Source organism: Bradyrhizobium sp., assembly GCF_035309285.1.
GTDB lineage: Bacteria > Pseudomonadota > Alphaproteobacteria > Rhizobiales > Xanthobacteraceae > Bradyrhizobium.
Window position 1 is genome coordinate 80,007 of sequence record NZ_DATGFH010000073.1, and the last position, 25,132, is coordinate 105,138.

The following is a 25,132-nucleotide window of genomic DNA, read 5'->3' on the forward strand; positions in this document are numbered from 1 at the left end:
CAATACCGCCGCGAGGCGCAGGTCAACCGGGTTGACCTAGATCATCCGTCGCAGGCGACAAGTGTATAACTCCCTCCCGGTCGGGCTCCGGTCTAGCCCGGCTGGGCATGGAAAAACTCAAAAATCTTGCGTGCGCTTTCGGCACTGACTCCCGGAACCTTGCCGAGGTCGGCGATCGAGGCCCGCTCGATCTCCTTCAGCGTGCCGAAATGGTGCAGCAGCGCGCGTTTGCGCGAGGGGCCGATGCCGGGAATTTCCTGCAGGCCGGCCTCGCGGATGTCCTTGGTGCGGCGCTTGCGGTGCGAGCCGATCACGAAGCGATGGGCCTCGTCGCGCAGACGCTGGATGAAATAGAGCACGGGATCGCGCGGCTCGAGCTTGATCGCCTCGCGGTCCGGCATGAAGAGGGTTTCGCGGCCGGCGTCACGGTCCGGCCCCTTGGCAACCGCCATCAGGGAAACCTTGGTCAACCCAAGGCTCTGGAAGATCTCGCGCGCGGCGTTGAGCTGGCCGCGGCCGCCATCGATGATCACGAGGTCCGGCCATTGCGGCACCGTGTCGTCGGTCGTCTTGTTGTCCCTAGCCTTGTCGGCGTCGGGCGGCGAAAGCAGCCGCTTGAAGCGCCGCTCCAACACCTCGCGCATCATGCCGTAATCGTCGCCGGGGGTAAGGCCTTCGGATTTGATGTTGAACTTGCGGTACTGGTTCTTCGCGAAGCCATCCGGCCCCGCGACGATCATGGCGCCGACTGCATTGGTGCCCTGGATATGGCTGTTGTCGTAGACCTCAATGCGCTTGGGCGTTTGCGGCAATTGCAGCGTGGCGGCCAGCGTCTCCAACAGCCGGCTCTGGGTCGCGGTGTCGGCAAGCTTGCGGCCAAGCGCCTCGCGCGCATTGGTCAGCGCGTGAGCGATCAGCTCCTTCTTCTCGCCGCGCTTCGGCGCCGAGACCTCGACCCTGTGGCCGGCCTTCACCGAAAGCGCGTCGGCGAGCAGGGTGCTCTCCTCGATCTCATGCGAGAGCAGGATCAGTTTCGGCGGCGGTTTGTCGTCGTAGAATTGCGCCAGGAACGACGACAGCACTTCTTCCGGCGTGAAGGATTTCTCCGCGCGCGGGAAATAGGCGCGGTTGCCCCAGTTCTGGGAGGTGCGGAAGAAGAACACCTCGACGCAGGAATAGCCGCCTTCCTGGTGGATGGCGAACACGTCGGCTTCTTCCACAGTGCGCGGGTTGATGCCTTGCTGCGACTGGATCGCCGACAGCGCGGCGAGGCGGTCGCGATAGACCGCCGCCGTCTCGAACTCCAGTTCGCCGGACGCTTTCTCCATCTCGGCGGCGAGCTGCTCCTTCACCGCCTGGCTGCGGCCGGACAGAAACTCCGTCGCCTCGCGCACGAGCTCGGTATAGCCGCCGAAATCGATCTCGCGGGTGCAGGGGCCGGCGCAGCGGTGGATCTGATAGAGCAGGCACGGGCGGGTGCGGCTTTCAAAAAAGCCATCGGTGCAGGAGCGGATCAGGAAGGCGCGCTGCAGCGCCGTGATGGTGCGGTTGACGGCGCCGGCGGAAGCGAACGGGCCGAAATAGCGCCCCGGGCGGCTCTGCGCGCCGCGGTGCTTGAGGATCTGCGGCGCCCAATGGTCGCCTGTGATCAGGATATAGGGAAACGATTTGTCGTCGCGGAGCTGCACGTTGAAGCGCGGCCGCAGCTGCTTGATGAGGTTGGCCTCCAGCAGCAGCGCCTCGGTCTCGGTCGTGGTCGAGACGATCTCGACGCTCACGGTCGCCGCGATCATGCGCAGGATGCGCGCCGGCAGCGGCGCGTTGGCGCGCGCGTAGGAGGAAAGGCGCTTGCGGACATTCTTGGCCTTGCCGACGTAGAGCACGTCGCTGGCCGCGTTCAACATGCGATAGACGCCCGGCGAGGTCGGCGCGAGTTTCACCGCATTCTCGATTGCGGCATGGCCGACCGCGAGCGGCCCTTCGGCGACAGCTTCGGTTCCTTCCTCGGCAAGCTCCGGCAGGCGGCCGTCCTCGTCGTCCTCGATGGCGAGCGCGGGATCGATGTCGGGGGCGGAAATCTCCTCCGGCGGCAGATCGCCCTTGCAGCCTTCTTCTTTGGGGCCATGCTTGTTGCCAAGCTTGTCTTGCCGCGGGCCGGGCGCCTTCGGTCGTTCGGTCTTCTCGGAATCCATGGGGCCTAACTTAGGGGCCGGGATGAGCGATTTGAAGTTCCTGGGCCGCCACTGCTGCCATAACGCACAGGCGGGATGGCCGGCGGGCCGGGAGCGGCCCGGTAACGCTTCATTAAGAACGTTAAGAGCCCGGTAACCCGGCTTAACAAGCCTTTAACTTAAGACTCTCGATAAATCTTGCAGGAAAAAGCCGGGGTTCCGTAACCATGGCGCCCGCGCAAGGCCGCGAGGCGCGCAGGGGGCGCGGCCGTTGCGTTGGAGTGCAAGATGAAAGGGTTCGTTTGGGGGGCAGTGGCGCTCGCCGTGGCGGGAGCCGCCTCGGCACGCGCAGCCGATCTTTCCTACGGTTCGCGCGCGCCCTATACGGTCAACCAGCCGCTCAATGCCTATAGCTGGGCCGGCCCCTATCTCGGCGGCAATCTCGGCTACGAGTGGGGCAGCGTCGAGAACAGTCGCACCAAGCCTTCCGGCATCGTCGGCGGCGCCACCGCCGGCTACAACTTTCAGAATGGCCCGTGGGTGTTCGGCGTGGAGGGCGATCTCGAGGTGACCGGCGCCGACGACACCTTTGCGCCCTGGAAGTTCTCCAATCCCTGGTTCGGCACCGCGCGGGGCCGCGCCGGCTATGCCTTCAGCAACGTGCTGGTCTACGGCACTGCGGGTCTTGCCTTTGGCGAGCTGCGCGCCGAGACGTTCGGTCTTTCGGAAAGCCACACCACCGCGGGCTGGACCGCGGGCTTCGGCGCCGAGGTCGGGTTCGCGCCGAACTGGAGCGCCAAGGTCGAATATCTCTATGTCGATCTCTCCGACAGCGCATTTGCGATTACAGGGGTGTCAAACGGCTTCCGGTCCAACGTGGTCCGGGCCGGCGTGAACTATCATTTCTGATAGCAACAAGAAAACTAGGTGACGCGAAAACTCCCGGCCACGGCGGTGGCCGGGATTTTTTTGGCACCTGCGATTGCGAGGGGCGCAAAAGGTCGTAGGAAGAAGGCCACACAAAAGCGGGCCCCACATGGAGCTGCTTGATGCTGTCAAGACGCTTCAAAACGAAACGCTACTACGATTGAACCACCAGATTGACCGCCTTGGGGCCTTTGCCCTTCTTGTCCGGTTCAACCTCGAAAGTGATACGTTGTCCTTCGGTCAAATCCTTCAGCCCGGCCCGCTCGACCGCGGTGATGTGCACGAACACATCGCGTCCGCCATCGTCTGGCTTGATGAAGCCGTAGCCACGTTCTCCATTGAAGAACTTGACCGTCCCAGTCATGGCCATCGGGAACTCCTCCCCCGCAATGCTCCACCGTCGCGCGCACGCCGCGCGGCGGCCGACCGACAATCGTATCTGAAGCTCTGGCCACCTGGGCCGGGTGGTGTCACGTCACCGCCCTGCCTGGCTGTTATTGTTAGGCCTTGTCACTCCGCCGCAACCATTCGCGGAAGCGGAACGTAAAGCCAGTCCGGAACCAAGCATAATACGGTTCCGGCGAAATTGAATACGGAAATTCCTTGAAAACGCGGCTCAAGGCTTAGGCGTCTCTAATCTGAAGCGGCCGGCGCCGCCTTGGCCAAGCGGCTTTTCCAGCTCGGACAGGATGATCTTGAGCTCGCGCTGCAACGTCCACGGAGGGTTGACGATCAGCAACCCGCTGGAGGCGAGCGCGGCGTCCGCGGTCTGCGGCGCGACGCTGAACTCGAGTCGCAGGCAGTTGCCGGACGGCTTGACCGAAGCCGCAACCAGCGCCACTCGCGCGGCGAGGCCGTCGGTCGCGCGCCGGCTTTTCGCGGGGTACCAGATCAAATAGCTGCCGGTCGGCCATTTTTCGAACGCGGCCGCAAAGCGGTCGGCGAGACGCTCGAACTCGTCGCTCTGCTCGAAGGCGGGATCGATCAGCACCAGGCCGCGCCGTTCATTCGGCGGCACGAAGGCCGGTAGCGCCGTCCAGCCGTCGAGATCAACCACGCGCGCCTGCGCATCGCGCCGGAGCGCGTCGATCAGCGACTTGCGCGCGGACGGCTCGAGCTCGCAGGCCGTGAGCCGGTCCTGCGGCCGCAGCAGAGCCCTCGCGATCAGCGGCGAGCCCGGATAGGTCTTGAGCAGGATATCGGGATTGAAGGCCCGGACAATGTCGAGATAGGGTTTGACCAGCGGCAGTGCGGCTTCCGAAAATCGCGCCTGCATGATCCGCGCAATCCCCGTCACCCACTCGCCGCCGCGGCGAGCTTCGTCACCCTCGAGATCATAGAGGCCTGCGCCGGCATGGGTGTCGATGACACGGAACGCGGACGGCTTCTCCTGCAGGTAGAGCAGGATGCGCGTCAGCACGATGTGCTTGATGACGTCGGCAAAGCCGCCGGCGTGAAAGGCGTGACGGTAGTTCATGCCCGAGGGTTACGATATTGGGGCCGTCATTGCGAGCCACACGGTCCGCGCAAAGCGCGGCCGGATGACAGGCTCCGCGAACCAATCCAGCGCTGGAAGAAAATGACAAGGACTGGCTCGCTTCCGCCTTCGCTCGTTGAGCTACGGCGGACAGGTCGTCGCTTACGCTTCTCGCAATGACGCCGTCAACCACCCCTGACCGGCGGCATGACCACCTGATCGCGGCGGCAGGCGCGGCTGTCGATCTCTTCACAGGCGCGAAATTGCAGGTCCTTGCTGAGGCAGATGCGCACCTCGCTCAACCGTTTGCTGTTGCAGGTCACCGCGATCGCCGAGGTCGACAGGCCCGGATTGGCCTTGACGAAAGCGTCCTCGATGTCGGCCGGCGCAAGCGTCTTCGGCTCGGACAATTGCAGGAATTCCTCCGGGATCTTGATCGCGGCGCGCGCCTTGCGAATGGTTTCGAAATAGGCGCGCTCACCGAGGCCGGAGCAGGTGCCGTGCTTGTCCCATTCATTGTAGATCAGCCTCGGCGCCGGCATCAGGTCGAGCATCGAAGTCATGATGTTGCGCGCAAGCCGCGGTGAGGGGTGCTCGCAATATTCGGGAAAGCCGTGCTCGTATTGCGGCCATAGGCCGTGCACCACGAAGGAATAAGGCCGCCCGCCGCACTGCTGGGCTTGCGAGCGTCCGCTACCACCACGCTCCTCGGCGGCCTCGCAGAAGGAGGGCGACCACGACAGCGACAGCACATAGAAGTCGAACTCGCCAGGCGTATTCTGTCGGCTGTCCTGGGCTGAGGCGCTTCGTGCGGCGGGCAGCGCGGCCGCGGCTATCAGCGCAAACGCGACCAGCAGGCGCGACATCGCAGCGGAATGAAACATGGTGACGCCCTCAACTTGACGGTGCAGGAGCCTAGACAGCGGCGCGGAACATTTCAAGAACAAAAGCAAAAGGCGCCCGAGCGGGCGCCCCCTCATGTTTGCCGCTATCCAAATTTATGGGGCCGCTGCCTTGCAGGCAGGGTTGTAGGCCCAATTGCGGTCGAGGCCGACCACGCACCATTCGACGCCCTGGCCGTAGCCGGCAAAGCCACCATCCTCGATGATGGAATAGTTCAGGGCGTGGACGGCGCCGTCGTTGAGCTGCACGCTGCCGGTGCAATAGCGGCGTGGGATATTGTCGGATTGCCACGGCCGGAAGGCGATCTCGTGGATGTTGCCGTAAGAGACGATCTGGAGCTTGGAATTCCAGAACTTGCTCTCCTTTTCCCGGAATTGCGCGGTGATGGTGCCGAGCGCCTTCTCGCATACCGCCACGCGGCCGTCATACTTCGGGCCGAACAGTCCGAAATTGAGCTCCCACGGCCAGGCGGCGTGTGCCGGGCGGCCGAGCGCCAGCAAGGCGAACAGGGCGGCAAAGCCGAAGCGGATAAGCCCGAAATGCTTCGAGGAGGTAGCGAGGTCGCGCATGTGCAATCCCGGAAAGGGCAGTCTAACCCGTGGAGCGGACCGTGCCCCCTCGGCTGTGAGCGGTCAAGTGCAACTCGGCAACACTTGGCCCAAGTCTGCACAACGCGGTCGCGGCATTCTTTTCACGGCCTCCGGCGCCCCTTAAGATGGCGGTCAAGCGAAATGGAGATTTCCAATGCGAAAGACGTTGGCCGCTGTCCTGGTTGCCACGTGCGGGGCGCTCGTGGGCGCGCCGGCTTGGGCGGATTGGGTGCCCAGTTTCAAGGGCAACGATACCGGCGGCATCATCGCCTGGGAGCTGGCGCATGAGGCCGATGCGCGCCAGCTCGCGGTCAACCACTGCGCCAAGTACGGCAAGGTCGCGCGATTCCTGGCGGTCGATCCCCAATATGGCGGCTATATCTCCTTTGCTTGCCGCTGGGTCCCTTACGGATCGAGTGAGCTGCCGGTGAAGGCCAGATACTGATCGCAAGAATCACTTCACGAGATCGACACATCGAGCAGGGAGCGCGCAACATGATGCGACGGCTTCTTTCATGGGGTCTTTGTGGAGGCGCGCTGGCGCTAACCGTCGTGGTTGCGGGCGCCGATGAATTGCCGACGCGCAAGCCGGGCCTATGGGAGATGAAGATCGTCAAGGTCGGCTCGCAGCTTCCGGAAATGACCATGCAGCATTGCACCGATGCGACCACCGACAAGGACATGGCCAATTCGGTGTCGCCGCTCGCCAAACAGATCTGCACCAAGCAGGATGTCCAGAAGACCGCGACCGGCTATGTCACGGATTCAGTCTGCACGGTCGCCGGCGTGTCCATGACCTCGCATTCCGAGATTACGGGCGACTTCAATTCCGCCTACACGGTCATGACCAAGGCTCATCTCGACAAGGGCCCCGATCAGCTTCGCGACACCACGACCAAGATCGAGGCGAAGTGGCTCGGCGATTGCAAGCCCGACCAGAAGCCCGGCGACGTCGTGATGCCCGGCGGCTTCAAGATCAACGTCAAGGACGCCGAGAAGCTGAAGAACCTGATTCCGAAGCCGAAGGCGAATTAGGAGCGACGCTAAACCGGCACGCGCACGGTGGCGCGCAGGCCGCCCATCGGGCTGTCGCCGAGCATGATTTCGCCGCCATGCGAGCGGGCGATGTCGCGGGCGATCGCGAGGCCCAGGCCCGTGCCGCCTTCATCCTGGTTGCGCGCATCGTCGAGCCGCAGGAAGGGCTTGAACACCTCTTCACGCATAGCGGCGGGGATCCCGGGGCCGTCGTCGTCGACGGTGACGGTGAGATAGCGATGATCGCGGTGGCCGGCGATGGCGATGTTGTCGGCGTGGCGGGCGGCATTGGAGACGAGATTGCCGAGGCAGCGCTTGAAGGCGGCCGGCTTGACAGTGACCACCGGCAGCCCCTGGAACGCGACCGTCGCGATGTGGCCGTTGCGCTCGGCGTCGCTGCGCAATTCCTCGAGCGCCGCCGCCATATCGGTCGGCTGCGCATTCTCGCCGAAATCGCCGCGCGCAAAGGCGAGATAATCCTCGAGCATGTTCGACATCTCGTCGACGTCCTTACGCATGGCGTCGATCTCGGGGCTGTCGCCGATCAGCGCCAGCTCCAGCTTGAAGCGGGTGAGGATGGTGCGCAGATCATGGCTGACGCCCGCGAGCATCGCGGTGCGCTGTTCGATGGTGCGCTCGACACGCGCCTTCATCTCCAGAAAGGCCTGCGCGGCACGCCGCACCTCGCGCGCCCCGCGCGGCCGGAAGTTCGGCGCTTCGCGGCCCTTGCCGAAACTTTCGGCGGCGTCCGCCAGCCTGAGGATCGGCCTGACCTGGTTGCGCAGGAACAGCACCGCGACGATCAAAAGGATCGAGGAGGTGCCGACCATCCAGAACAGGAAGATCTGTGAATTCGAGGCGTAGGCGGCGCTGCGCTCTGCGAACACCCGCATCACGGCATCGTCGAGCAGGATGCGGATCTCGACGAGGTTGGAATTGCCGACGGTGTCGATCCAGAACGGCCGGCCGATCTGCCGGCCGATCTGCTTCGACAGCGACTGGTCGAGCAGGGAGAAGAACGGTTTTGGGCCGGGTGGCGGCATGTCGCCGACGGGCAGAAAATCCACCACGAGGTTGAGCCGCTGCTGCGCGATGCGGCGGATTTGCGTGCGGTCCTTGTCCTGCGGATAGGTCTTGTAGACGTCGATCAGGCCGGCGATGTCGGCCACAACCGCGGCCGACAGGCGCCGCGTCACCATGTTGTAGTGGCTTTCCATGAACACGCCAGCCACCACCGTCTGCAGCACCACCATCGGCACGATCATGATCAACAGTGCCCGGGCGTAAAGTCCGGTCGGCATCCAGCCCTTGAAGGCATTGCCGAGCCTGCCATTTACCGCCGAGACGCGGTCGGCCGCGGAGCGGATCAGGGTCAGGCCGGCGTCCAGCGTGCTCATGGGCGGGGCTCTAGGGCGAGGCGACCAGGCGATAGCCGATGCCGCGGACCGCCTGCAGGAACAGGGGGCTTGCCGGATCGCGCTCGATCTTGCGGCGCAGCCGGTTGATCTGGACGTCGACGGCGCGCTCGTTGACGCTGCCGTTGCCGGTCAGTGCGCCGCGCGGCACGGTCTCGCCGGGTGCCAGCGCCAGGATACGCAGCATTTCGCGCTCGCGGTCGGTGAGGTGGATGATCTCCTCTCCCTGGCGAAGCTCGCCGCGGCCGAGGTGATAGACATAAGGCCCGAACGCGACTTGCTCGATGGTTTCGGCCGGCGGGGGCGGCGCGGCGCGTTTCAGGATGTTGTTGATGCGCAGCGCCAGCTCGCGCGGCTCGAAGGGTTTTGCGACATAATCGTCGGCGCCGATCTGCAGACCCTCGATGCGCGCCTCCGCCTCATGGCGCGCCGTCAGCATCACGATCGGCACCGTCGAGGACTTTCGGATGGAGCGGGCGAGGTCGAAGCCGGTCTCGCCGGGCATCATCACATCGAGGATGAGCAGGTCGAAATGGAGCCCTGCGAGCTTGGCGCGGGCATCGCTCGCGCTCATCGCGGTAGTGACGCGATAGCCGTCGCTGCAGAGGAAGCGGGAGAGCAGGTCGCGGATGCGGCGGTCGTCGTCGACCAGGAGAATATGCGGCGCGTCATCGGCGGGTTGCGCGGGGGGACGCGCGGCGGTCGCGGTGATCGGCACGGTCATTCCTTCACGGTGGCGGTGCTGAAGATCGTCTCCAGCACCTTGTCGGGGTCGTCGCGGTCGATCATCGCCCGCAGGAAACGGCGGACGGTGTCGGCGCCGGCCGGCCCGATCTCTTCCAGGGCGCGGTCGATGCGCTTGGTCTGCAACGTCGCGAGCTTGGCGACCAGGGCTTCGCCTTTGGCGGTGGCATAGAGCAGGCGCTGGCGACGGTCGTTGTTGCCGGTCTTCTGCACGATGTAGCCTTCGTCGAGCAACTGCTTCAGCACCCGCCCGAGCGACTGCTTGGTGATGCGAAGCACGTCGAGCAGGTCCGCGACTTTCAGGCCCGGATAGCGGTAGACGAAATGCAGCACGCGATGATGCGCCCGGCCGAACCCGAAAGCCTCCAGCTCATGGTCGGCGTCGCCGACGAAATCGCGGTAGGCGAAGAACAGCAACTCGATGATATCCCAGCGCAAAGTGCCGTCGCGCGCGGGCGTTTGGCGCGCGTCGGCGGTCCTCGATTCGGAGGCCTGCTGGGGACTCGAAAAATTTATGTCAGCCATATTGACATATCTTGGGTTCAATGTTACAAAACGATCAGCCACGACGAAATTTTAGATCGTTTCGTGCTGCGGTGACGTTTTACAGGTGGCCCGAGCGGGTCGAAGCGGGCGGCAAGCGCCGCGAGTTGATCTACCGTGCGATTGTCGAGCGGCATGTCGGCAAACATACTGGACTTCCGCACTTCGCAAAAGCATGTCCTCTGACATGGAAGGGGTGGCAAGGCTGGTCCAGGCATCATAAACCGTGCCGAGCCACAAAAAAGGCGGGGCGCGCCGATCCGGGAGAGAGCCCATGGCTGTTGCGTTCGATAAATCCGCTCAAAACCGAGCCAGCAGGCCAGAAATCGCGCCGGTTCCGGCGGCGGAAAGCAAGGCAATGAGTTTGAAATTCGAAATCAAGCCTACGGCGAATCCGACGCCCGAGAAGGAGCGCGCAGCCAAGCTCGCAGACCCGGGCTTCGGCCGGGTTTTCACCGACCACATGGCTATCGTCCGCTACAATCAGGCGAAGGGCTGGTACGGCGCGTGCATCGAATCCCGCGCCAATTTTCCGGTCGATCCGGCGTTAGCCGTCCTGCACTATGCCCAGGAGATTTTCGAAGGCCTTAAAGCCTACAAGCGCGACGACGGCGGGGTGAACCTGTTCCGTCCTGACGCCAATGCCCGGCGCTTCCACAGCTCGGCCGAGCGCATGGCTATGGCGCAGCTTCCCGAACCGGTCTTCATCGAAGCGGTCGAGCAGCTCGTGCGCGTCGACCGCGCCTGGATCCCGGGCGGCGAGGGCAGCCTTTACCTCAGGCCCTTCATGATCGCGAGCGAGGTCTTTCTCGGCGTGAAGCCTTCGTCCGAATACATCTTCGCCGTCATCGCTTCGCCGGTCGGCTCGTATTTCAAGGGTGGGCCCGCGCCGGTGTCGATCTGGGTGTCGGAGAATTACACCCGCGCGGCGATCGGCGGCACCGGGGCGGTCAAATGCGGCGGCAATTACGCCGCGAGCCTGCGCGCGCAGGCTGAAGCCATCGAGCACGGCTGCGATCAGGTCGTTTTCCTCGATGCGGTCGAGCGGCGCTACATCGAGGAGCTCGGCGGCATGAACATCTTTTTCGTGTTCGATGACGGCTCGCTGCTCACGCCGCCCCTCGGCACGATTCTGCCCGGCATCACCCGCGATTCGATCATCACGCTCGCCAGGGATTCGGGCACGCGCGTGCGCGAGGAGCCCTACACGATCGACCAGTGGCGTGCGGATGCCGCCAGCGGCAAGCTGAAAGAGGCCTTCGCCTGCGGCACGGCGGCCGTCATCTCGCCGATCGGCAAGGTGTGTTCCGTGAGCGGCGATTTCCTGATCTCCGGCGGGGTGGCCGGCCCCGTTGCCATGGGCATGCGCAAGAAGCTGGTCGACATCCAGTACGGCCGGACGAACGACCCGCACAACTGGATCAGAAAGGTGTTTTGACTGGTATGCTGGTGCGACACACATAATTAAGCGTTGCCTTGTATACAGAAGCGAGATCGCGAACGCGCGGTCTCGCTTTTTCAGTCTCGTCGAAGCATTGCCGGTTCATTCAAATTCTTCAGCGCTTCAGGCGCTGCTTCCACGACGAAGAACTGAGAGTTCAATCACATTCTTGATGCGAACGCGTTCGAGCGAATCCTCGACGCGAAAAAGTCGTGGCGTTTCAGATTCGAAGCGCCAACTCCTCATCCGCGATATCGGCTCTGATAGAACTCGGTTGAGTCGCGCGAAGGCACTTCAACTTCGCAAGGTTGGACCTTTAAAGTGCGTTCTTGCGCGCCCCGCGAGGCGCGACGTGACGAGAACGCCGGTTGCCGCCGCGCGCCCCGGCTGATACCAACGCGGCCCAAACGTTACGAACCAAAATGGCCGAAAAACCCAAAAAACCCTCGAAATTGAAGGCGCGCCTGCCGCGCGGGCTGGAGGATCGCGGTCCCGCCGCGATCAAAGCCACGCTGCAGATGGTGGAGAAAATCCGCGCCGTCTATGAGCGCTACGGGTTCGAGCCGGTGGAGACGCCGGCGTTCGAATACACCGACGCGCTCGGAAAGTTCCTGCCCGACCAGGACCGCCCGAACGAGGGCGTGTTCTCGTTCCAGGACGATGACGAGCAGTGGATCTCGCTACGCTATGACCTCACCGCGCCGCTCGCCCGCTATGTCGCGGAAAACTTTGAGACGCTGGCCAAGCCCTACCGCTCCTATCGATTCGGCTGGGTGTTCCGCAACGAAAAGCCCGGCCCCGGCCGCTTCCGCCAGTTCATGCAGTTTGACGCCGACACCGTCGGCGCGCCGACTCCGGCGGCGGACGCCGAGATGTGCATGATGGCGGCAGACACCATGGAAGCGCTCGGCATTCCGCGCGGCTCCTATGTGGTAAAGGTGAACAACCGCAAGGTGCTGGATGGGGTACGCGACGCACTCGGCATCAACGACGACGGGCAATGGTTGACCGTGATGCGCGCGATCGACAAGCTCGATCGGCTCGGCGTCGACGGCGTGAAGCAATTGCTTGGCGAAGGCCGCAAGGACGAGTCCGGCGATTTCACCAAGGGCGCCGGGTTGAAGCCGGCCGACATTGCACTGGTGATTGGATCGATCGCGCCGGGCAGTGCGCTCGATTCGCGCCTGCGCGAAAGCAAGATCGGCCAGGAGGGCCGCGCGGAGCTGGATGAAATCGGCAGAGTTGCCGGTGCGTCGGGCTATGGCGAGGATCGCATCAAGATCGATCCCAGCGTCGTCCGCGGCCTCGAATATTACACCGGCCCCGTCTTCGAAGTTGAACTTCTGCTTGAGACAAAGGACGAAAAGGGCCGCCCCGTGCGCTTCGGCTCGGTCGGCGGCGGCGGGCGCTATGATGGGCTGGTCTCACGCTTCCGCGGCGAGCCGGTGCCGGCAACCGGATTTTCTATCGGTGTGTCGCGGCTGCAGGCCGCGCTCACCATGCTGGGCCAGCTCGACACGCGGCCCGAGACCGGGCCCGTCGTGGTGACCGTATTCGGCGGCGATATCGCAGACTACCAGAAGATGGTTGCAGCCTTGCGCGCGGCAAACATCCGCGCCGAGCTCTATCTCGGCAATCCCAAGCACAGCCTCGGCCAGCAGATGAAATATGCCGACCGCCGCAACAGCCCTTGCGCGATCGTGCAGGGCTCGGACGAAAAGGCGAGGGGCAAGGTGCAGATCAAGGATTTGATCCTCGGCGCGGGCCTGACCGAGATCAAGGACCGCGAGGACTATCTGAAGCGCCAGGGCGAAGCGCAAACCGAGGTTGATCAGGGCGAACTCGTCGAAGCCGTGCGGAAAATCCTCGCCCGGCATGATGTGAAGTGGCAAATTTGAATTCGTCATACGCGGGCTTGACCCGCGTATCCATCTAAAAAATGATGGATCGCCGGGCCTTCGCCGCGCCGAAGGGGCACTCAACGAAGCCTGACTCTGGCTTCGGCTCCGCAAGCGGGTCGAGCCTGGCAACGACGATCTGGTAAAGCGAACAAGAATAAAGGGAGCAGTGAACATGCCTGAGGTCACCATCAATCTCGCCGCCGGCCGTACCGAAGAACAGAAGAAGGGGATGATGCTCGACATCACCCAGGCGGTGGTGAAGCATACCGGCGTCGATCCCGAAGCCGTGGTGGTCCAGATCAACGAGGCGCCGCTCAACAACAAGATGAAGGGCGGCAAGACCTTCGTGGAACGCGCGGCTGCCGCGAAGAAATGACGCGCAGCGTCATTCCGGGGCGATGCGCAGCATCGAACCCGGAATCTCGAGATTCCGGGTTCGCGCTTACACGCGCCCCGGAATGACGACCGCTACCAGCGGGTCTCAATCATCGGGATATCAGATGCATCGCAGAGAGCTGTTGGGATTGGCCGCGGTTCTGGCGGGAGCTCGGGTGCTCTCGCGGGTGCAGCCGGTGCGCGCGCAGTCCCTCGCCGGAAAGCAGATCCGCGTCGTGGTGCCGTTTCCGCCGGGCGGGCCGACCGACATCGTGGCGCGGCCGTTCGCGCAGATGCTGGGCGAAGCGCTGCAGGCGACCATGATTGTCGACAACCGCGCCGGCGCCGGCGGCTCGATCGGCGCCGAGCTCGCGGCACAGTCGGCGCCCGATGGACAAACCCTCCTGGTCGGCACCGTCGGCACGCATGCGATCAATTCCGCGCTTTATGCAAAGCTGCCGTATGACCCGGTGAAGGATTTCACGCCGCTGGCGCTGATCGCTCTCGCGCCGGTCGCGGTCGTGGTGCATCCCTTGGTGCAGGCCAAAAGCCTCGCTGATCTCGTCGCATTGGCGAAGAAAAATCCGAACAAGCTGAACTACGGATCCGCCGGCATCGGCACGCCCGGCCATCTCACCGCCGAGATGTTCCGCGCAGCCTCCGGCATCGACATCCAGCACGTGCCGTATAAAGGCAGCGCGCCTGCGCTCACCGACCTCATCGCAGGTCAGATCCAGATCATGTTCGATCCCCTGCAATCGGTGCTGTCGAACGTGAAGGGCGGCAAGATTCGCGCGCTCGCGGTCTCGTCCAAGACCCGCGCGCCTGTCGTCCCCGATGTGCCGACGATTGCCGAATCCGGTTATGACGGGTTTGAAACCACGGCATGGTGGGGCGTGTTCGCGCCCGCAAGTCTGCCCGATGCGCTGACCACCTCGCTTGTCACCGAGATCGAGCGCATCGTCGCCAGCGACACCTTCCGCAGCAAGCTCGAGCCGCTCGGCGTCACGGCGGTTGCCGACATTGGCGGCAGCGCGTTCGCCGATTTCCAGAAGAACGAGATCGCCAAATGGGGTAAGGCCGTGCGTGATGCGCACGTGAAGATCAATTGATGCGATGAAACTCAACGACGAAGAACAGGACATCCTGGCGGGCAAGGCAGGACCGGTCCCGCAGCTCGCGCTGAAACATCAGATCAAGGTCGGCGACTTCTTCGGCGCGAAAGACTTCGTGCCGGTGACGCAGGCTCACATCATGGCCGATACCGAGAGTCTCGGCGAAGCCGGCGTGCAGTGGCTCGAAGGGCTGGCCGCGACGACCGAGGGCCAGCGGCGCGTGCGCGTACCCACGATCACCGATCCGCGCGGCACCGATTTTGCGAAAGCCGAGTGGCTCGGCCAGACTTCGGCGATGGTCGATCTCGAACGCCGCGCGATTGCCGCGTTCGAGACGCTCGGCGTCGCCATGACCAACACCTGCATCAACTACCAGACCATCCAGCCGCCGACGCGGAACGAGCACACGGCGTTCGGCGATACCGGTGTCGTGATCTATGCCAATTCGGTGTGCGGCGCGCGCTCCAATTTCGAGGGCGGGCCTTCGGCGCTTTCCGCCGGCCTCACGGGGCGCACGCCGCGCTACGGCTTTCATCTGGAGCAAGCACGCCGCGGCACCTTGCGGATCGAGGTCGACCACACGCCGGCCTCGCTCAACGGCTGGGGCGCCCTCGGCGGGGTGATCGGCCGCATCGCCGGCAATTACTGGGCGGTGCCCGTGATCGAGGGCATCGAGGGCGCGCCGCGGTCGGACCAGCTCAAGCATTTCGGCGCGTCGATGGCGAGTTTTGGCTCGACCGCGCTGTATCATCTGGTCGGGCTGACGCCGGAAGCGACGAAACTCTCCGATGTCTCCGCGAACGATCTGCCGGTGCATCGCGTCACGAAAGCCGATGTCGAAGCGTTGCAGCGCTCCTATCACACCGACGACACCGTCGATGTCGTCGTATTCTCTGCGCCGCAGCTCAGCCTCTACGAGCTCGCCGATCTCGCCTTGCTCTGCGATGGCCGGAGATTCTCCGTGCCGATGCTTGCGGTGACGAGCCCGCAGGTGAAACCGGATTCCGACCGCATGGGCTATACGGCGCGGATCGAGGCGGCGGGCGGCGCCGTGCTGTCGGGCATGTGCTTCTATCAGTCCTATGCGCGCGAGATTTCGGAAGCACGCGGCTGGAAGCGGCTCGCCACCAACAGCGCAAAGCTCGTCAATATCCTGGGCGGCTACGGCTATCGGCCAATGCTGGCCTCGATGGAAGCCTGCGTGGACGCAGCGGTCAGCGGAAAACTGGTGCGGACATGAGCGCGAAGATATTCAAGGCGCGCCACGCCATGGGGCCGCTCGTGCGCGGGACCGCACTGGTTGCGAGCGACGGTTTCTCCGCGCGCTATGATCTCGATCGCATCAAGGGCGTGTTCAGCCGCCCCGCGCACAAGCTTGCCGGCCAATCCTATGTCGGCAAGATCCTGGTGCTTGATACCGCCAAAGGTGGCGTCGCCACCGCCTGGATGCTGCATGAGATGAAATCGCGCGGCATCGTGCCGCTCGCGCTGGTGCTTAATTCGGTCAACCCGATCCTGGCGCAGGGCGCGGCGCTCGGCGATGTCGCCATGCTTGCGGGCTTCGACCAGGACATCACCGCGGCCGTTCCGAACGGCGCCGAGGTGGAAGTTGACCCAGCCCAAGGTGTACTCAAACTGATCTGAGGCCGGCTCGCGCGGATATAGGGACATCATGGACGCACGCGAAGTTATCACGATTGGCCTGAGCGCCGAGCGCACGCTCGTCGTGCCGGTGGAGCAGACGGTCGGCCATTTGCTCAAGGGCATGCCGATGGTGTTTGCGACCCCGATGATGATCCTGCAGATGGAGTTGACCTCGGGCGATGCCATCCGGCATCAGCTTTCGTCCGGCTGGGTCACGGTTGGCACCGAGGTGAACATCAAGCACCTTGCGGCGTCGCCCGTCGGCGCCACGGTGCGCACGACCTCGAAGGTGATCGCGGTCGAGCGCCGCGTCATTCGCTTCGAGGTCGCCTCCTTCGACGGCGAGCGCAAGATCGGCGAAGGCTTTCACGCCCGCGGGCTGGTCAATATGGATGCGTTCAACAAGCGGTTCGGGGCGATGTAGTTCGCCACGTAATCAATGCCGTAGGGTGGGCAAAGGCGCTTTTGCGCCGTGCCCACCTTCCATCGTAACTCGCGTCACGAAATTGGTGGGCACGCTTCGCTTTGCCCACCCTACAACGTGCGATGGCAACGGAAAACTACTTCGCCAATTCCTTCGACCTTGCCGTCGCCGCGGCAATGGCGCGGGTCATGAGCTCGCGCAGGCCGTCCTGGCCCATCAGGACCTCCAGCGCGGCGGCCGTGGTGCCGCCGGGCGAGGTGACGTTCTGGCGCAGCGTCGAAGAGGGCAGGTCGGAGCGATGCAACAGCTCGCCGGAGCCGGCCACCGTTTCGCGTGCGAGCTTGGTCGCAAGCTCCTCGGGTAATCCGGCGGCGACGCCAGCGCGTGCGAGCTCTTCTGCGAGCAGGAAGATGTAGGCGGGGCCCGAGCCCGAGACCGCGGTGACCGCGTCCATCAGGCTTTCGTCTTGAACCCATTCGACCGCGCCGGTGGCACGGAGCAGCGCGTCGGCAGTCGCGCGCTGCGCAGGACTGACATTGTTTGCCGGAACCGCGACGGTGATGCCGCGGCCGATCGCGGCCGGCGTGTTCGGCATCGCGCGCACCACCGCACCGCCGCATACCTCCTGCAGCGATTTGATGGTGATTCCGGCCATGATCGACACCACCAGCGTCGCGGGCGCGACATGCGCTTTCAGCGCGGCGCCCGCCTCGCGGAACGACTGCGGCTTCACCGCGATCACCAGCGTCTCGATGGCGCCCGCATCGTTCGGATTGAGGCGGATGCCCCTGGCGATGAGCGCGTTGATCTCGGGCGATGGCATCGGCTCGATCACGACGACGTGCCTGGCGTCGAACCCGCCCGCCAGCCAGCCCGTCAGCATCGCGCCGCCCATCTTGCCCGCGCCGGCCAGGGCGATGGTGCCGGTGATGTTTTGCAGAGTGCTGTGTGAGTCCATTCAGCAATGCCTCGTCATTGCCGGGCTTGACCCGCCTGCGGGGCCGAAGCCTGAGTCAGGCTTCGTTGAATGCCCCTTCGGCGCGGCGAAGGCCCGGCAATCCATCCAAAGTGAAGCCGCTTTTTGGTTCTAGATGGATGCGCGGGTCAAGCCCGCGCATGACGAACTGAGGGCCTACGCCTCCCCCTCCACATCGAACATCGCGGCCGCCATCGCCTCCTGCGGCGATTTGCCGGCCCAAACCACGAACTGGAATGCCGGGAAGTAACGTTCGCAGGCGTGAATCGCCCCCGCCAGCATGCTCTCGCATTGCGCGGTGGAAGCGTTGAGCCCGCCGGGCAGCACCAGGGCCTGGCGGTGCATGATCATCCCGGTGTGGGTCCACAGATCGAAGTGCCCGATCCAGAGCTGCTCGTTGATGGAAGCGATCAGCTTTTGCACCTCGCCGCGGCGCGCCGGTGGAATCTTCATGTCGAACGCGCAGGCAAGGTGCAGCGCCTCGATCTCCGGCATCCAGGTGAAGGAGAGCTGGTAGTCGGTCCACTCGCCCTTGGAGACGATGGTGATCTCATCATCGCCCGAGCGCTCGAACGACCAGTTGTTATGGGCGGCAATGTCCTCGATCACCGCAAGCGGGTGGTTCTTCGAATCGATTATGCCTTCGAGCATGGACATGCCGTCTCGACCTCAATTTTCCAGTGTTCTTCTGATACGCACTCGGGTTCACCGGCCCGCTTTGTGCGCGTGGTTGCCGGCTGCAATCCCAAAGGTGTCCCAAGGGCGTCCCTCAAGGGCCTGCCGGGACCAACTGATGTGATTTGCGGAATCTGCGCAACTGCCCGCGGAGTCCGTCCACAGGGCGGCGGCTTACTTTCCCACAGCAGATCATCCCGGACTCGTTAACGATCAGAACAAACCGGAATCGGATTTGTGTCCTCGTCGCAATCGTTAATTTTTCGGGGCGAAATTTGGCTGGACCGGAGTCAGCGTGGAGTCGGAGTCGCCCGCTGCCGGCATGGGGACCATGCCGGTTCCCTATGCCAAAGCCGCTTGCCCCGTGGCCAGCGTTTCGCCATTATTCCCACCAGGCCGCTCATCCCGAACGGCCGATGTTCTCAGGGCGGGGTGAAATTCCCCACCGGCGGTAAAGGGGCGATAGCCCCAAGCCCGCGAGCGCCTTCCTCCAGAGCGGCTTAAACAAACCGCAGCTTCAGGAAGAAGGGTCAGCAGATTCGGTGCAATTCCGAAGCCGACGGTTAAAGTCCGGATGAAAGAGAACGGTCGCGATGCCAGCGCTTCTTTGGGCGCGGGTTTTCTCGTTCCGTGTGCCCTGATTCTGGTCCTGAAAGAGGAAAGCCATGAATCAGATGCTGCAAGACACCGAAACCAAGACCCCCGAATCCGCAAGCCCGCCGCCCCTGCCGCTACAGCATCCGCGCTTCGCCAAGCCGCAGCGGGTCGCCTTCGTGCAATCCCGCTGGCACCGCGAGGTGGTGATGGAATGCCAGACCGCGTTCCTGGCCGAGGCCGAGGCGCGTCACATCCCTCGCGCGGCAATCGACATTTTCGAGGTGCCGGGCTCGTTCGAGATCCCGCTGCATGCGCAGATCCTCGCCAAGACGCGACGCTACACCGCGATCGTCGCGGCCGGCCTCGTGGTCGACGGCGGCATCTATCGCCATGAGTTCGTCGCCGACACCGTGATCAAGGCGCTGATGGACGTGCAGTTGAGCACCGAGGTGCCGGTGTTCTCCGCGGTGCTCACGCCGCAGCAATTCCACGAGAGCCAGGCGCATTTCGAATTCTTCAAGAAGCACTTTGCGACCAAGGGCGTCGAGGTCGCGGAAGCCTGCGCCGACACGCTGCTCTCGCTCGAACGACTCCGCGGCCAGGTCGCCGCGGGGATTGTCGCGGGCGCTTAGGGACGAAAACGAACATCGGACGCCTGGAGGCGTCCGATGTCTCGCTGGGATCAGGGAGCGCCGGTGATTAGCGGGCCGGCGCGTCCTGTGTCTGGTCCTGCGGCGCAGCCCGTGACTGGGCCTGCGCCTGCAGGTCGGCCTGCGTTGCCATCGCGGCTTCGTGCGTGCAGAGGTCGCGGAACACCACGCTGCCGTCGCTCTGATACTGTTTGGTCAGGCAGTTGCAGGATTCACTGGAGGCCGCGGCCGCGTTGGGTGCTTCGACCGGCACCGGGCGGGGCACGTACACCGGCTCGGGCCGGACGATGACATGAGGCGGCGGTTCGACCACGACCGGCGGCGGCGCAACGATGACCGGCGGAGGGTTGACCCCAACGGGCTTCACGCACTTCGACGGCATGATCACGCAGATATCGATCGGTTTGACGATCGGTCCGGGCTTCGGCGGGTTGACCACCGGCTTGGGCGGGTTCGGAAGGACGATCGGTTTGACTGGAATAAACACCGGCTTGGGTGGGTTCGGATTGAACACCGGCTTGGGCGGGGGAAATTGAGGCTGCCCCGGGCCGGGGAAGGGCTGCGGCTTCGCGGCCGCCGGCATGGTCGCTGCGCCGAACGCGGTGAGGCTGAGGGCGACGGCCACGAAAGAGGATCGTCGAACGAGCAAGGCAAAGGACATGACAGGCTCCTGGAGAGCATTGGATGTGACCATTCACACCTGCTCCTTGGTGCCTGCCCTCGCATCGACGGTTCGTGGATTGATCTGGACGGCGACGCGGATGTGCGTTTTGTCACATCGCTTTCGCTGCGATGAATGCAGGATGAACGTTTGCGCTTTGCTGGCGCGGATACTGGCGCAGCGCGACGTTGCCTCTCAGGACGCCGCGACAGGCTAACGGCGGCACCGGTCGCGCCCTCAAAGCGCCATCGCGTCACAGCGACAAGGAACGCGCGGCGCTGCTCGCGGTTTCGAGCTCGCTCCGCAAGTGCGACGCGAGGGCGCCACAATCGATTGATTGTCATTTCCGTCGCCCCACCTGTAAAGTCGGCGGCGGGAGGAGGCCGTCCGTGGAGACGGACCGGCTGAGACGATCATGTTCGAAGGACACGATCCCTATCTCGTCGCGCTCTCGGTGGCGATCGCGATTCTGGGTGGATATACCGGCTTCTCGCTGGCGGCGCGCGTGCGCGGCGCGCCGGGGGTGAGCCGTCGCGTGCTGCTCGCCGGAGCTGCAATCTTTCTCGCGGTCGGCATCTGGACCATGCATTTCGTCGGGATGCTGGCCGCGCCAATTCCGCCCGACACCGTCTATCTCGTGCTGCCGACCACGATCTCGTTTCTGATCTGCGCGCTTGTGGTCGGCATCTCCCTGTTTTTCGTCTCGATCGGCGAGCCGACGCTGTTGCGCGTGGCGTCCTCCGCGGTCCTGCTTGGGCTGGGCATCGTCAGCATGCACTATGCGGGGATCCACGGCCTCGCCGGCCATTTCGCAGTCCAGCATGACTGGACCATGGTGCTCCTGTCGGTGGTGGTCGCAATCGTCACCGCCTATGGCGGCCTGCGCGCCTTTTTGGCGCGGCAGGAGGGCATCCGGCTGATCGCAAGCTCGATCGCTTTTGGGCTTGCGGTGTCGGGGATGCATTACACCGCAACCTACGGCATGCATTTCGTGCTGGTGACGGACGCCGCGCCGCATCATGGCGCGGGCGGGCTCGCCGCCTCGCCGCAGATGCTGTCGATCATCGTCTCCGTGCTCTGCTTTGTCATCGCGGCCGGCTTCCTGCTGTCGCTGGTGCCCGACCCGCGGCGGCAATCGACGGCTGCTGCCGCGGACGCCCCGACTGCGGCGGCCGCGCAAGCCGACGCTGCGCCGCTTACGCTGACTGCACCGCGGTTGATGCCGGCCCCGCTCGGCGGGGTCGGCCAGCCGCCGCGGGCCGCGCCGGCGCCGCGGCTGCCGGTCGAGGGCGCCAACGGCACACACTTCATCGATGCGACGGAGGTCCGCAGCGTCCGGGCGGACGCGCATTACACCAGGGTGCACGATGGCACCCGCGAGCGGATGTGCCCCTGGTCGATCTCGGAGGCCGAAGCTCAACTCGACCCCGGCCTGTTCCTCAGGGTCCACCGCAGCCATATCGTGGCGATCCCCCATGTCTCCTTCGTCCGCAAGGAAGGCGACGGCGCCGTGATCGAGCTCGATGGTCCCAGCCCCCACCTCGTGCCAGTCAGCCGCGCGAAGATCGCCGAGGTGAAGGCCCGGCTGGGGCTGGTGAGACGTCACGCTTAGCAAGTTACCGGTCTCAGCTCTGGGCTCCGTTCACCTCTCCCGCTTGCGGGGGAGGTCGCATCGCATCGGAGATGCGATGCGGGTGGGGGCTCTCTCCACAGGAACAGTGCGACTCGCGGAGACACCCCCACCCCAAGCCTCCCCCGCGAGCGGGAGAGGGGCGCAATCCCGCGCGGCGACAGTCCGCGCGTTAGGTCTCTCTCCCTGACGCAATTCGTGCGCCGACTGCCGCAACTCGTGCGAAATTCACGCGCTGGTGCCGGCGCCGTTGCCCTGAAACGCGGGTGGAGGGAGCGTCCTGCCAAAATCCACGCACGTCAGAAGCGTGGATCATGGAGGAGACGATGATCCCTGGCGCATTCAGCTACCATCGACCCGCGACTGTGGCCGATGCGGTCAAACTCTTGACCGATCTCGGCGATGACGCCCGCCCGCTGGCAGGCGGCCATAGCCTGGTTCCGATGATGAAGCTCCGGCTCGCGACGCCGGCCCACCTGGTCGACCTGCATTCCGTCGCCGGGCTGAAAGGCGTGAGCCGCGGCGACGACAAGGTCGTCATCGGCGCGATGACGACCCAACATGAGCTGCTCGCCTCCGACGAGATCGCAAGATCGCTGCCGATCCTGCAGGAAGCCGCGCTTCTGATCGCCGATCCGCAGGTGCGTTACCGTGGCACGATCGGCGGCAATCTCGCCAACGGCGATCCCGGCAACGACATGCCGGCGCTGATGATGACGATGGGCGCAAGCTACCAGCTTCACGGCCCGAACGGCGCGCGCGACGTTCTCGCCACCGATTTCTATCAAGGCGCCTACTTCACTGCGCTCGAGCCCGGCGAAATCATGACCTCGGTCACGATCGCCGTACCCGCGGCCGGTCACGGCTACGCCTACGAGAAACTGAAGCGAAAAGTCGGCGACTATGCCACAGCCGCGGCCGCGGTGGTGCTCACCATGGCGGGCGGCAAGGTCGCAACCTGCTCGATCGGGCTCACCAATTTGCACGAGACGCCGCTGCTCGCGATCGAAGCCGCGAGGGCGGTGATCGGCACCACGCTCGATGCCGCCGCGCTGAACAAGGCGGCCACCGCAGCGCAGGCGATCATGTCGCCGGCCGCGGATGCGCGCGGGCCGGTCGAATACCGCAAACATGTCGGCGGCATCATGGTGACGCGCGCGCTGCAGCGCGCCGCCGGCCGCGCGAAATAAGGGAGGGGAGGATGGCCAAAGTCCATGTGATCATGAAGGTCAACGGTGCCGAGGTCGAGGGCCTCGTCGAGCCGCGAACGCTGCTCGTGCATTTCATCCGCGAAAACCTGCAGATGACCGGCACCCATATCGGCTGCGAGACCACCCATTGCGGCGCCTGCACCGTCGATATCGACGGCATGTCGGTGAAGTCCTGCACCATGTTCGCGGTCCAGGCCCAGGGCAGCGACATCACCACCATCGAGGGCATGGCCAACGCCGACGGCTCGCTGTCGGCGCTGCAGGAAGGCTTCCGCATGATGCATGGCCTGCAATGTGGCTTCTGCACGCCCGGCATGATTCTCCGCGCGCATCGGCTGCTGAAGGAGAATCCGTCACCAGGCGAAGAGGAAATCCGCGCCGGCATCTCCGGCAACATCTGCCGCTGCACCGGCTACCAGAACATCGTCAAGGCGATCCAATACGCCACCGCCAGGCTCAACGGCGTGGAATTCAAGGAGGCCGCGGAATGAACGACATGACTCCCACGCGGGAACAGCGCACCGCCGCCCTCGAAGGCCTGGGCTGCAAGCGCAAGCGCGTCGAAGACATCCGCTTCACGCAAGGCAAGGGCAATTACGTCGACGATCTGAAGCTGCCGGGTATGCTGCACGGCGACTTCGTGCGCTCGCCGCATCCGCATGCGCGGGTGAAATCGATCAACTCGGAAGAGGCGCTGAAGGTGCCGGGCGTGCTCGCGGTCATCACCGCGGAAACGCTCAAGACCGTCAACCTTGCCTGGATGCCGACGCTCGCGGGTGACGTGCAGATGGTGCTCGCCGACGGCAAGGTGCTGTACCAGAACCAGGAGGTTGCCTTCGTGGTCGCGACCGACCGCTACGCCGCCGATGACGGCGTCGCCAAGGTCGTCGTCGAATATGAGCCGCTGCCGGTCATCATCGATCCGTTCAAGGCGATGGCGCCGGATGCGCCCGTGCTGCGCGAAGACCTCGCGGGCAAGACGGCAGGCGCGCACGGCCCGCGCAAGCACTACAACCACATCTTCGAGTGGACCGTCGGGGATAAAGAGCTCACCGACGCCGCTTTCAAGAAGGCCGACGTGACGATCAAGGAGATGATCTCCTATCACCGGACTCACCCATCGCCGCTGGAGACCTGCCAGTGCGTCTGCTCCTTTGACAAGATCAAGGGCGAGCTGACGATCTGGGGCACGTTCCAGGCGCCGCATGTGATCCGTACCGTGGTGTCGCTGATCGCCAAATTGCCGGAGCAGAAGATCCATGTGATCTCGCCCGACATCGGCGGCGGCTTCGGCAACAAGGTCGGCGCCTATCCCGGCTATATCTGTGCAGCCGTCGCCTCCATCGTCACGGGCAAGCCGGTGAAATGGGTCGAGGACCGCATCGAGAACCTGACCGCGACCTCGTTCGCGCGCGACTATCATATGACCACCGAAATTGCCGCCACGAAAGAGGGCAGGGTCACGGGCCTTCGCGTCCATGTGCTGGCCGATCACGGCGCGTTCGACGCCTGCGCCGACCCGTCGAAATGGCCGGCCGGCTTTTTCAACATCGTCACCGGCTCCTACGATTTCCCGGTGGCCCATGTCACCGTCGACGGCATCTACACCAACAAGGCGCCGGGCGGCGTCGCCTACCGTTGCTCGTTCCGCGTCACCGAGGCGGCCTATTGCATCGAGCGCGGCATGGATATCCTCGCGCAAAAGCTCAACATGGACCCCGCCGAATTGCGGCTGCAGAACTTCGTGAAGCCGGAGCAGTTCCCGTATCACTCGGCGCTGGGGTGGGAATACGATTCCGGCGATTACCACACCGCCATGAAGAAGATGATGGAGAGCACGAATTACGCCGCGCTGCGAAGAGAGCAGGCCGAGAAGCGCGCGGCGTTCAAGCGCGGCGAGACCCGCGAGATCATGGGGCTCGGCGTCTCCTTCTTCACCGAGATCGTCGGCGCCGGTCCGTCGAAGAATTGCGACATCCTGGGGATAGCGATGTTCGACTCCTGTGAGATCCGCATGCATCCCACGG

At 64.3% G+C, this 25,132-nt stretch carries 27 protein-coding genes and 1 riboswitch; of the genes, 15 read left to right on the forward strand and 12 right to left on the reverse strand.

From position 1 onward, the window contains the following. Window positions 1-92: 92 nt before the first annotated feature. Window positions 93-2,192: an excinuclease ABC subunit UvrC gene (gene uvrC / locus VKR55_RS14320; protein WP_324404433.1), complete on the reverse strand. Its 2,100-nt coding sequence runs from the start codon at window positions 2,190-2,192 to the stop codon at window positions 93-95. 267 nt (window positions 2,193-2,459) lie between these two features. On the opposite strand from uvrC, the gene VKR55_RS14325 reads away from it, so the two are divergent. After that, complete coding sequence (locus VKR55_RS14325) at window positions 2,460-3,080, forward strand: outer membrane protein (protein WP_324404435.1); 621 nt, start codon at window positions 2,460-2,462, stop codon at window positions 3,078-3,080. A gap of 172 nt (window positions 3,081-3,252) precedes the next feature. On the opposite strand, the gene VKR55_RS14330 is transcribed toward VKR55_RS14325, so the two are convergent. The 4 genes from VKR55_RS14330 to VKR55_RS14345 form a co-directional block, all read right to left on the reverse strand. Further along, window positions 3,253-3,468: a cold-shock protein gene (locus VKR55_RS14330; protein WP_291695800.1), complete on the reverse strand. Its 216-nt coding sequence runs from the start codon at window positions 3,466-3,468 to the stop codon at window positions 3,253-3,255. A gap of 246 nt (window positions 3,469-3,714) precedes the next feature. Beyond that, complete coding sequence (locus VKR55_RS14335) at window positions 3,715-4,575, reverse strand: 23S rRNA (adenine(2030)-N(6))-methyltransferase RlmJ (RefSeq protein ID WP_324404438.1); 861 nt, start codon at window positions 4,573-4,575, stop codon at window positions 3,715-3,717. A 185-nt stretch (window positions 4,576-4,760) separates the two neighbouring features. Beyond that, window positions 4,761-5,459 (reverse strand): ribonuclease T2 family protein, encoded by a 699-nt coding sequence (locus VKR55_RS14340; protein WP_324404439.1) that lies wholly within the window; start codon window positions 5,457-5,459, stop codon window positions 4,761-4,763. A gap of 114 nt (window positions 5,460-5,573) precedes the next feature. Next, on the reverse strand, window positions 5,574-6,047 hold the full coding sequence (locus VKR55_RS14345) for a hypothetical protein (RefSeq protein WP_324404441.1): 474 nt from the start codon (window positions 6,045-6,047) through the stop codon (window positions 5,574-5,576). Between the two features lie 175 nt (window positions 6,048-6,222). On the opposite strand from VKR55_RS14345, the gene VKR55_RS14350 reads away from it, so the two are divergent. Then, entirely contained in the window at window positions 6,223-6,513 is a 291-nt protein-coding gene (locus VKR55_RS14350; RefSeq protein ID WP_324404443.1) for a hypothetical protein, read from the forward strand. A 50-nt stretch (window positions 6,514-6,563) separates the two neighbouring features. Beyond that, window positions 6,564-7,103, forward strand: coding sequence for a DUF3617 domain-containing protein (locus tag VKR55_RS14355; RefSeq protein WP_324404445.1), 540 nt, complete (start codon window positions 6,564-6,566; stop codon window positions 7,101-7,103). An 8-nt stretch (window positions 7,104-7,111) separates the two neighbouring features. Here the strand turns inward: VKR55_RS14355 and VKR55_RS14360 are convergent, their stop codons facing one another. The 4 genes from VKR55_RS14360 to VKR55_RS14375 are packed head-to-tail and all read right to left on the reverse strand — an operon-like array spanning window position 7,112 to window position 9,954. Continuing rightward, entirely contained in the window at window positions 7,112-8,500 is a 1,389-nt protein-coding gene (locus tag VKR55_RS14360) for an ATP-binding protein (RefSeq protein ID WP_324404447.1), read from the reverse strand. A 10-nt stretch (window positions 8,501-8,510) separates the two neighbouring features. Further along, on the reverse strand, window positions 8,511-9,242 hold the full coding sequence (locus tag VKR55_RS14365; protein WP_324404449.1) for a response regulator transcription factor: 732 nt from the start codon (window positions 9,240-9,242) through the stop codon (window positions 8,511-8,513). Next, window positions 9,239-9,787 carry a MarR family winged helix-turn-helix transcriptional regulator gene (locus VKR55_RS14370; protein WP_324404451.1) on the reverse strand — a complete coding sequence of 183 codons (549 nt, stop codon included), beginning with the start codon at window positions 9,785-9,787 and terminating at the stop codon, window positions 9,239-9,241. Before VKR55_RS14370 ends, VKR55_RS14365 begins: the two co-directional genes overlap by 4 nt. Window positions 9,788-9,810: 23 nt before the next feature. After that, the gene (locus VKR55_RS14375) at window positions 9,811-9,954 is read right to left on the reverse strand and encodes a hypothetical protein (RefSeq protein WP_324404453.1); all 144 of its coding nucleotides are present in this window, start codon (window positions 9,952-9,954) and stop codon (window positions 9,811-9,813) included. A 209-nt stretch (window positions 9,955-10,163) separates the two neighbouring features. Here VKR55_RS14375 and VKR55_RS14380 point away from each other — a divergent pair, with 209 nt between their 5' ends. From VKR55_RS14380 to VKR55_RS14410, 7 genes are all read left to right on the forward strand, one after another. Continuing rightward, the gene (locus VKR55_RS14380; protein ID WP_324404455.1) at window positions 10,164-11,243 is read left to right on the forward strand and encodes a branched-chain amino acid aminotransferase; all 1,080 of its coding nucleotides are present in this window, start codon (window positions 10,164-10,166) and stop codon (window positions 11,241-11,243) included. Between the two features lie 425 nt (window positions 11,244-11,668). Further along, the gene (hisS, locus tag VKR55_RS14385; protein ID WP_324404457.1) at window positions 11,669-13,144 is read left to right on the forward strand and encodes a histidine--tRNA ligase; all 1,476 of its coding nucleotides are present in this window, start codon (window positions 11,669-11,671) and stop codon (window positions 13,142-13,144) included. Window positions 13,145-13,319: 175 nt separating this feature from the next. Beyond that, window positions 13,320-13,523 (forward strand): 2-hydroxymuconate tautomerase, encoded by a 204-nt coding sequence (locus VKR55_RS14390; RefSeq protein WP_324404459.1) that lies wholly within the window; start codon window positions 13,320-13,322, stop codon window positions 13,521-13,523. Between the two features lie 124 nt (window positions 13,524-13,647). Beyond that, window positions 13,648-14,634, forward strand: coding sequence for a Bug family tripartite tricarboxylate transporter substrate binding protein (locus VKR55_RS14395; RefSeq protein WP_324404461.1), 987 nt, complete (start codon window positions 13,648-13,650; stop codon window positions 14,632-14,634). A gap of 4 nt (window positions 14,635-14,638) precedes the next feature. Continuing rightward, complete coding sequence (locus tag VKR55_RS14400) at window positions 14,639-15,877, forward strand: aconitase X catalytic domain-containing protein (RefSeq protein ID WP_324404463.1); 1,239 nt, start codon at window positions 14,639-14,641, stop codon at window positions 15,875-15,877. Continuing rightward, window positions 15,874-16,281, forward strand: coding sequence for an aconitase X swivel domain-containing protein (locus tag VKR55_RS14405; RefSeq protein ID WP_324404466.1), 408 nt, complete (start codon window positions 15,874-15,876; stop codon window positions 16,279-16,281). The genes VKR55_RS14400 and VKR55_RS14405 overlap by 4 nt, the downstream gene beginning before the upstream one ends. 28 nt (window positions 16,282-16,309) lie before the next feature. Then, the gene (locus VKR55_RS14410) at window positions 16,310-16,705 is read left to right on the forward strand and encodes a thioesterase family protein (RefSeq protein WP_324404468.1); all 396 of its coding nucleotides are present in this window, start codon (window positions 16,310-16,312) and stop codon (window positions 16,703-16,705) included. Between the two features lie 136 nt (window positions 16,706-16,841). Here the strand turns inward: VKR55_RS14410 and proC are convergent, their stop codons facing one another. Together proC and VKR55_RS14420 are read right to left on the reverse strand one after the other, a co-directional pair. Beyond that, window positions 16,842-17,663, reverse strand: coding sequence for a pyrroline-5-carboxylate reductase (gene proC / locus VKR55_RS14415; protein WP_324404471.1), 822 nt, complete (start codon window positions 17,661-17,663; stop codon window positions 16,842-16,844). A 174-nt stretch (window positions 17,664-17,837) separates the two neighbouring features. Then, complete coding sequence (locus VKR55_RS14420) at window positions 17,838-18,338, reverse strand: type III secretion system chaperone family protein (protein WP_324404473.1); 501 nt, start codon at window positions 18,336-18,338, stop codon at window positions 17,838-17,840. Between the two features lie 432 nt (window positions 18,339-18,770). Beyond that, a riboswitch (FMN riboswitch) is annotated at window positions 18,771-18,946 on the forward strand. 75 nt (window positions 18,947-19,021) lie between these two features. Here VKR55_RS14420 and VKR55_RS14425 point away from each other — a divergent pair. After that, window positions 19,022-19,585: a 6,7-dimethyl-8-ribityllumazine synthase gene (locus VKR55_RS14425; protein WP_324404475.1), complete on the forward strand. Its 564-nt coding sequence runs from the start codon at window positions 19,022-19,024 to the stop codon at window positions 19,583-19,585. A 67-nt stretch (window positions 19,586-19,652) separates the two neighbouring features. Here the strand turns inward: VKR55_RS14425 and VKR55_RS14430 are convergent, their stop codons facing one another. Continuing rightward, complete coding sequence (locus VKR55_RS14430; RefSeq protein ID WP_324404477.1) at window positions 19,653-20,264, reverse strand: hypothetical protein; 612 nt, start codon at window positions 20,262-20,264, stop codon at window positions 19,653-19,655. Window positions 20,265-20,679: 415 nt separating this feature from the next. On the opposite strand from VKR55_RS14430, the gene VKR55_RS14435 reads away from it, so the two are divergent. The 4 genes from VKR55_RS14435 to VKR55_RS14450 form a co-directional block, all read left to right on the forward strand. Beyond that, window positions 20,680-21,876 carry an MHYT domain-containing protein gene (locus VKR55_RS14435; protein ID WP_324404479.1) on the forward strand — a complete coding sequence of 399 codons (1,197 nt, stop codon included), beginning with the start codon at window positions 20,680-20,682 and terminating at the stop codon, window positions 21,874-21,876. A gap of 344 nt (window positions 21,877-22,220) precedes the next feature. After that, window positions 22,221-23,084, forward strand: coding sequence for an FAD binding domain-containing protein (locus VKR55_RS14440; RefSeq protein WP_324404481.1), 864 nt, complete (start codon window positions 22,221-22,223; stop codon window positions 23,082-23,084). An 11-nt stretch (window positions 23,085-23,095) separates the two neighbouring features. Further along, complete coding sequence (locus VKR55_RS14445; RefSeq protein WP_324404483.1) at window positions 23,096-23,596, forward strand: (2Fe-2S)-binding protein; 501 nt, start codon at window positions 23,096-23,098, stop codon at window positions 23,594-23,596. Further along, on the forward strand, window positions 23,593-25,132 hold a 1,540-nt coding region (locus tag VKR55_RS14450; protein ID WP_324404485.1), incomplete at its 3' end, for a molybdopterin cofactor-binding domain-containing protein. The genes VKR55_RS14445 and VKR55_RS14450, both read left to right, overlap by 4 nt.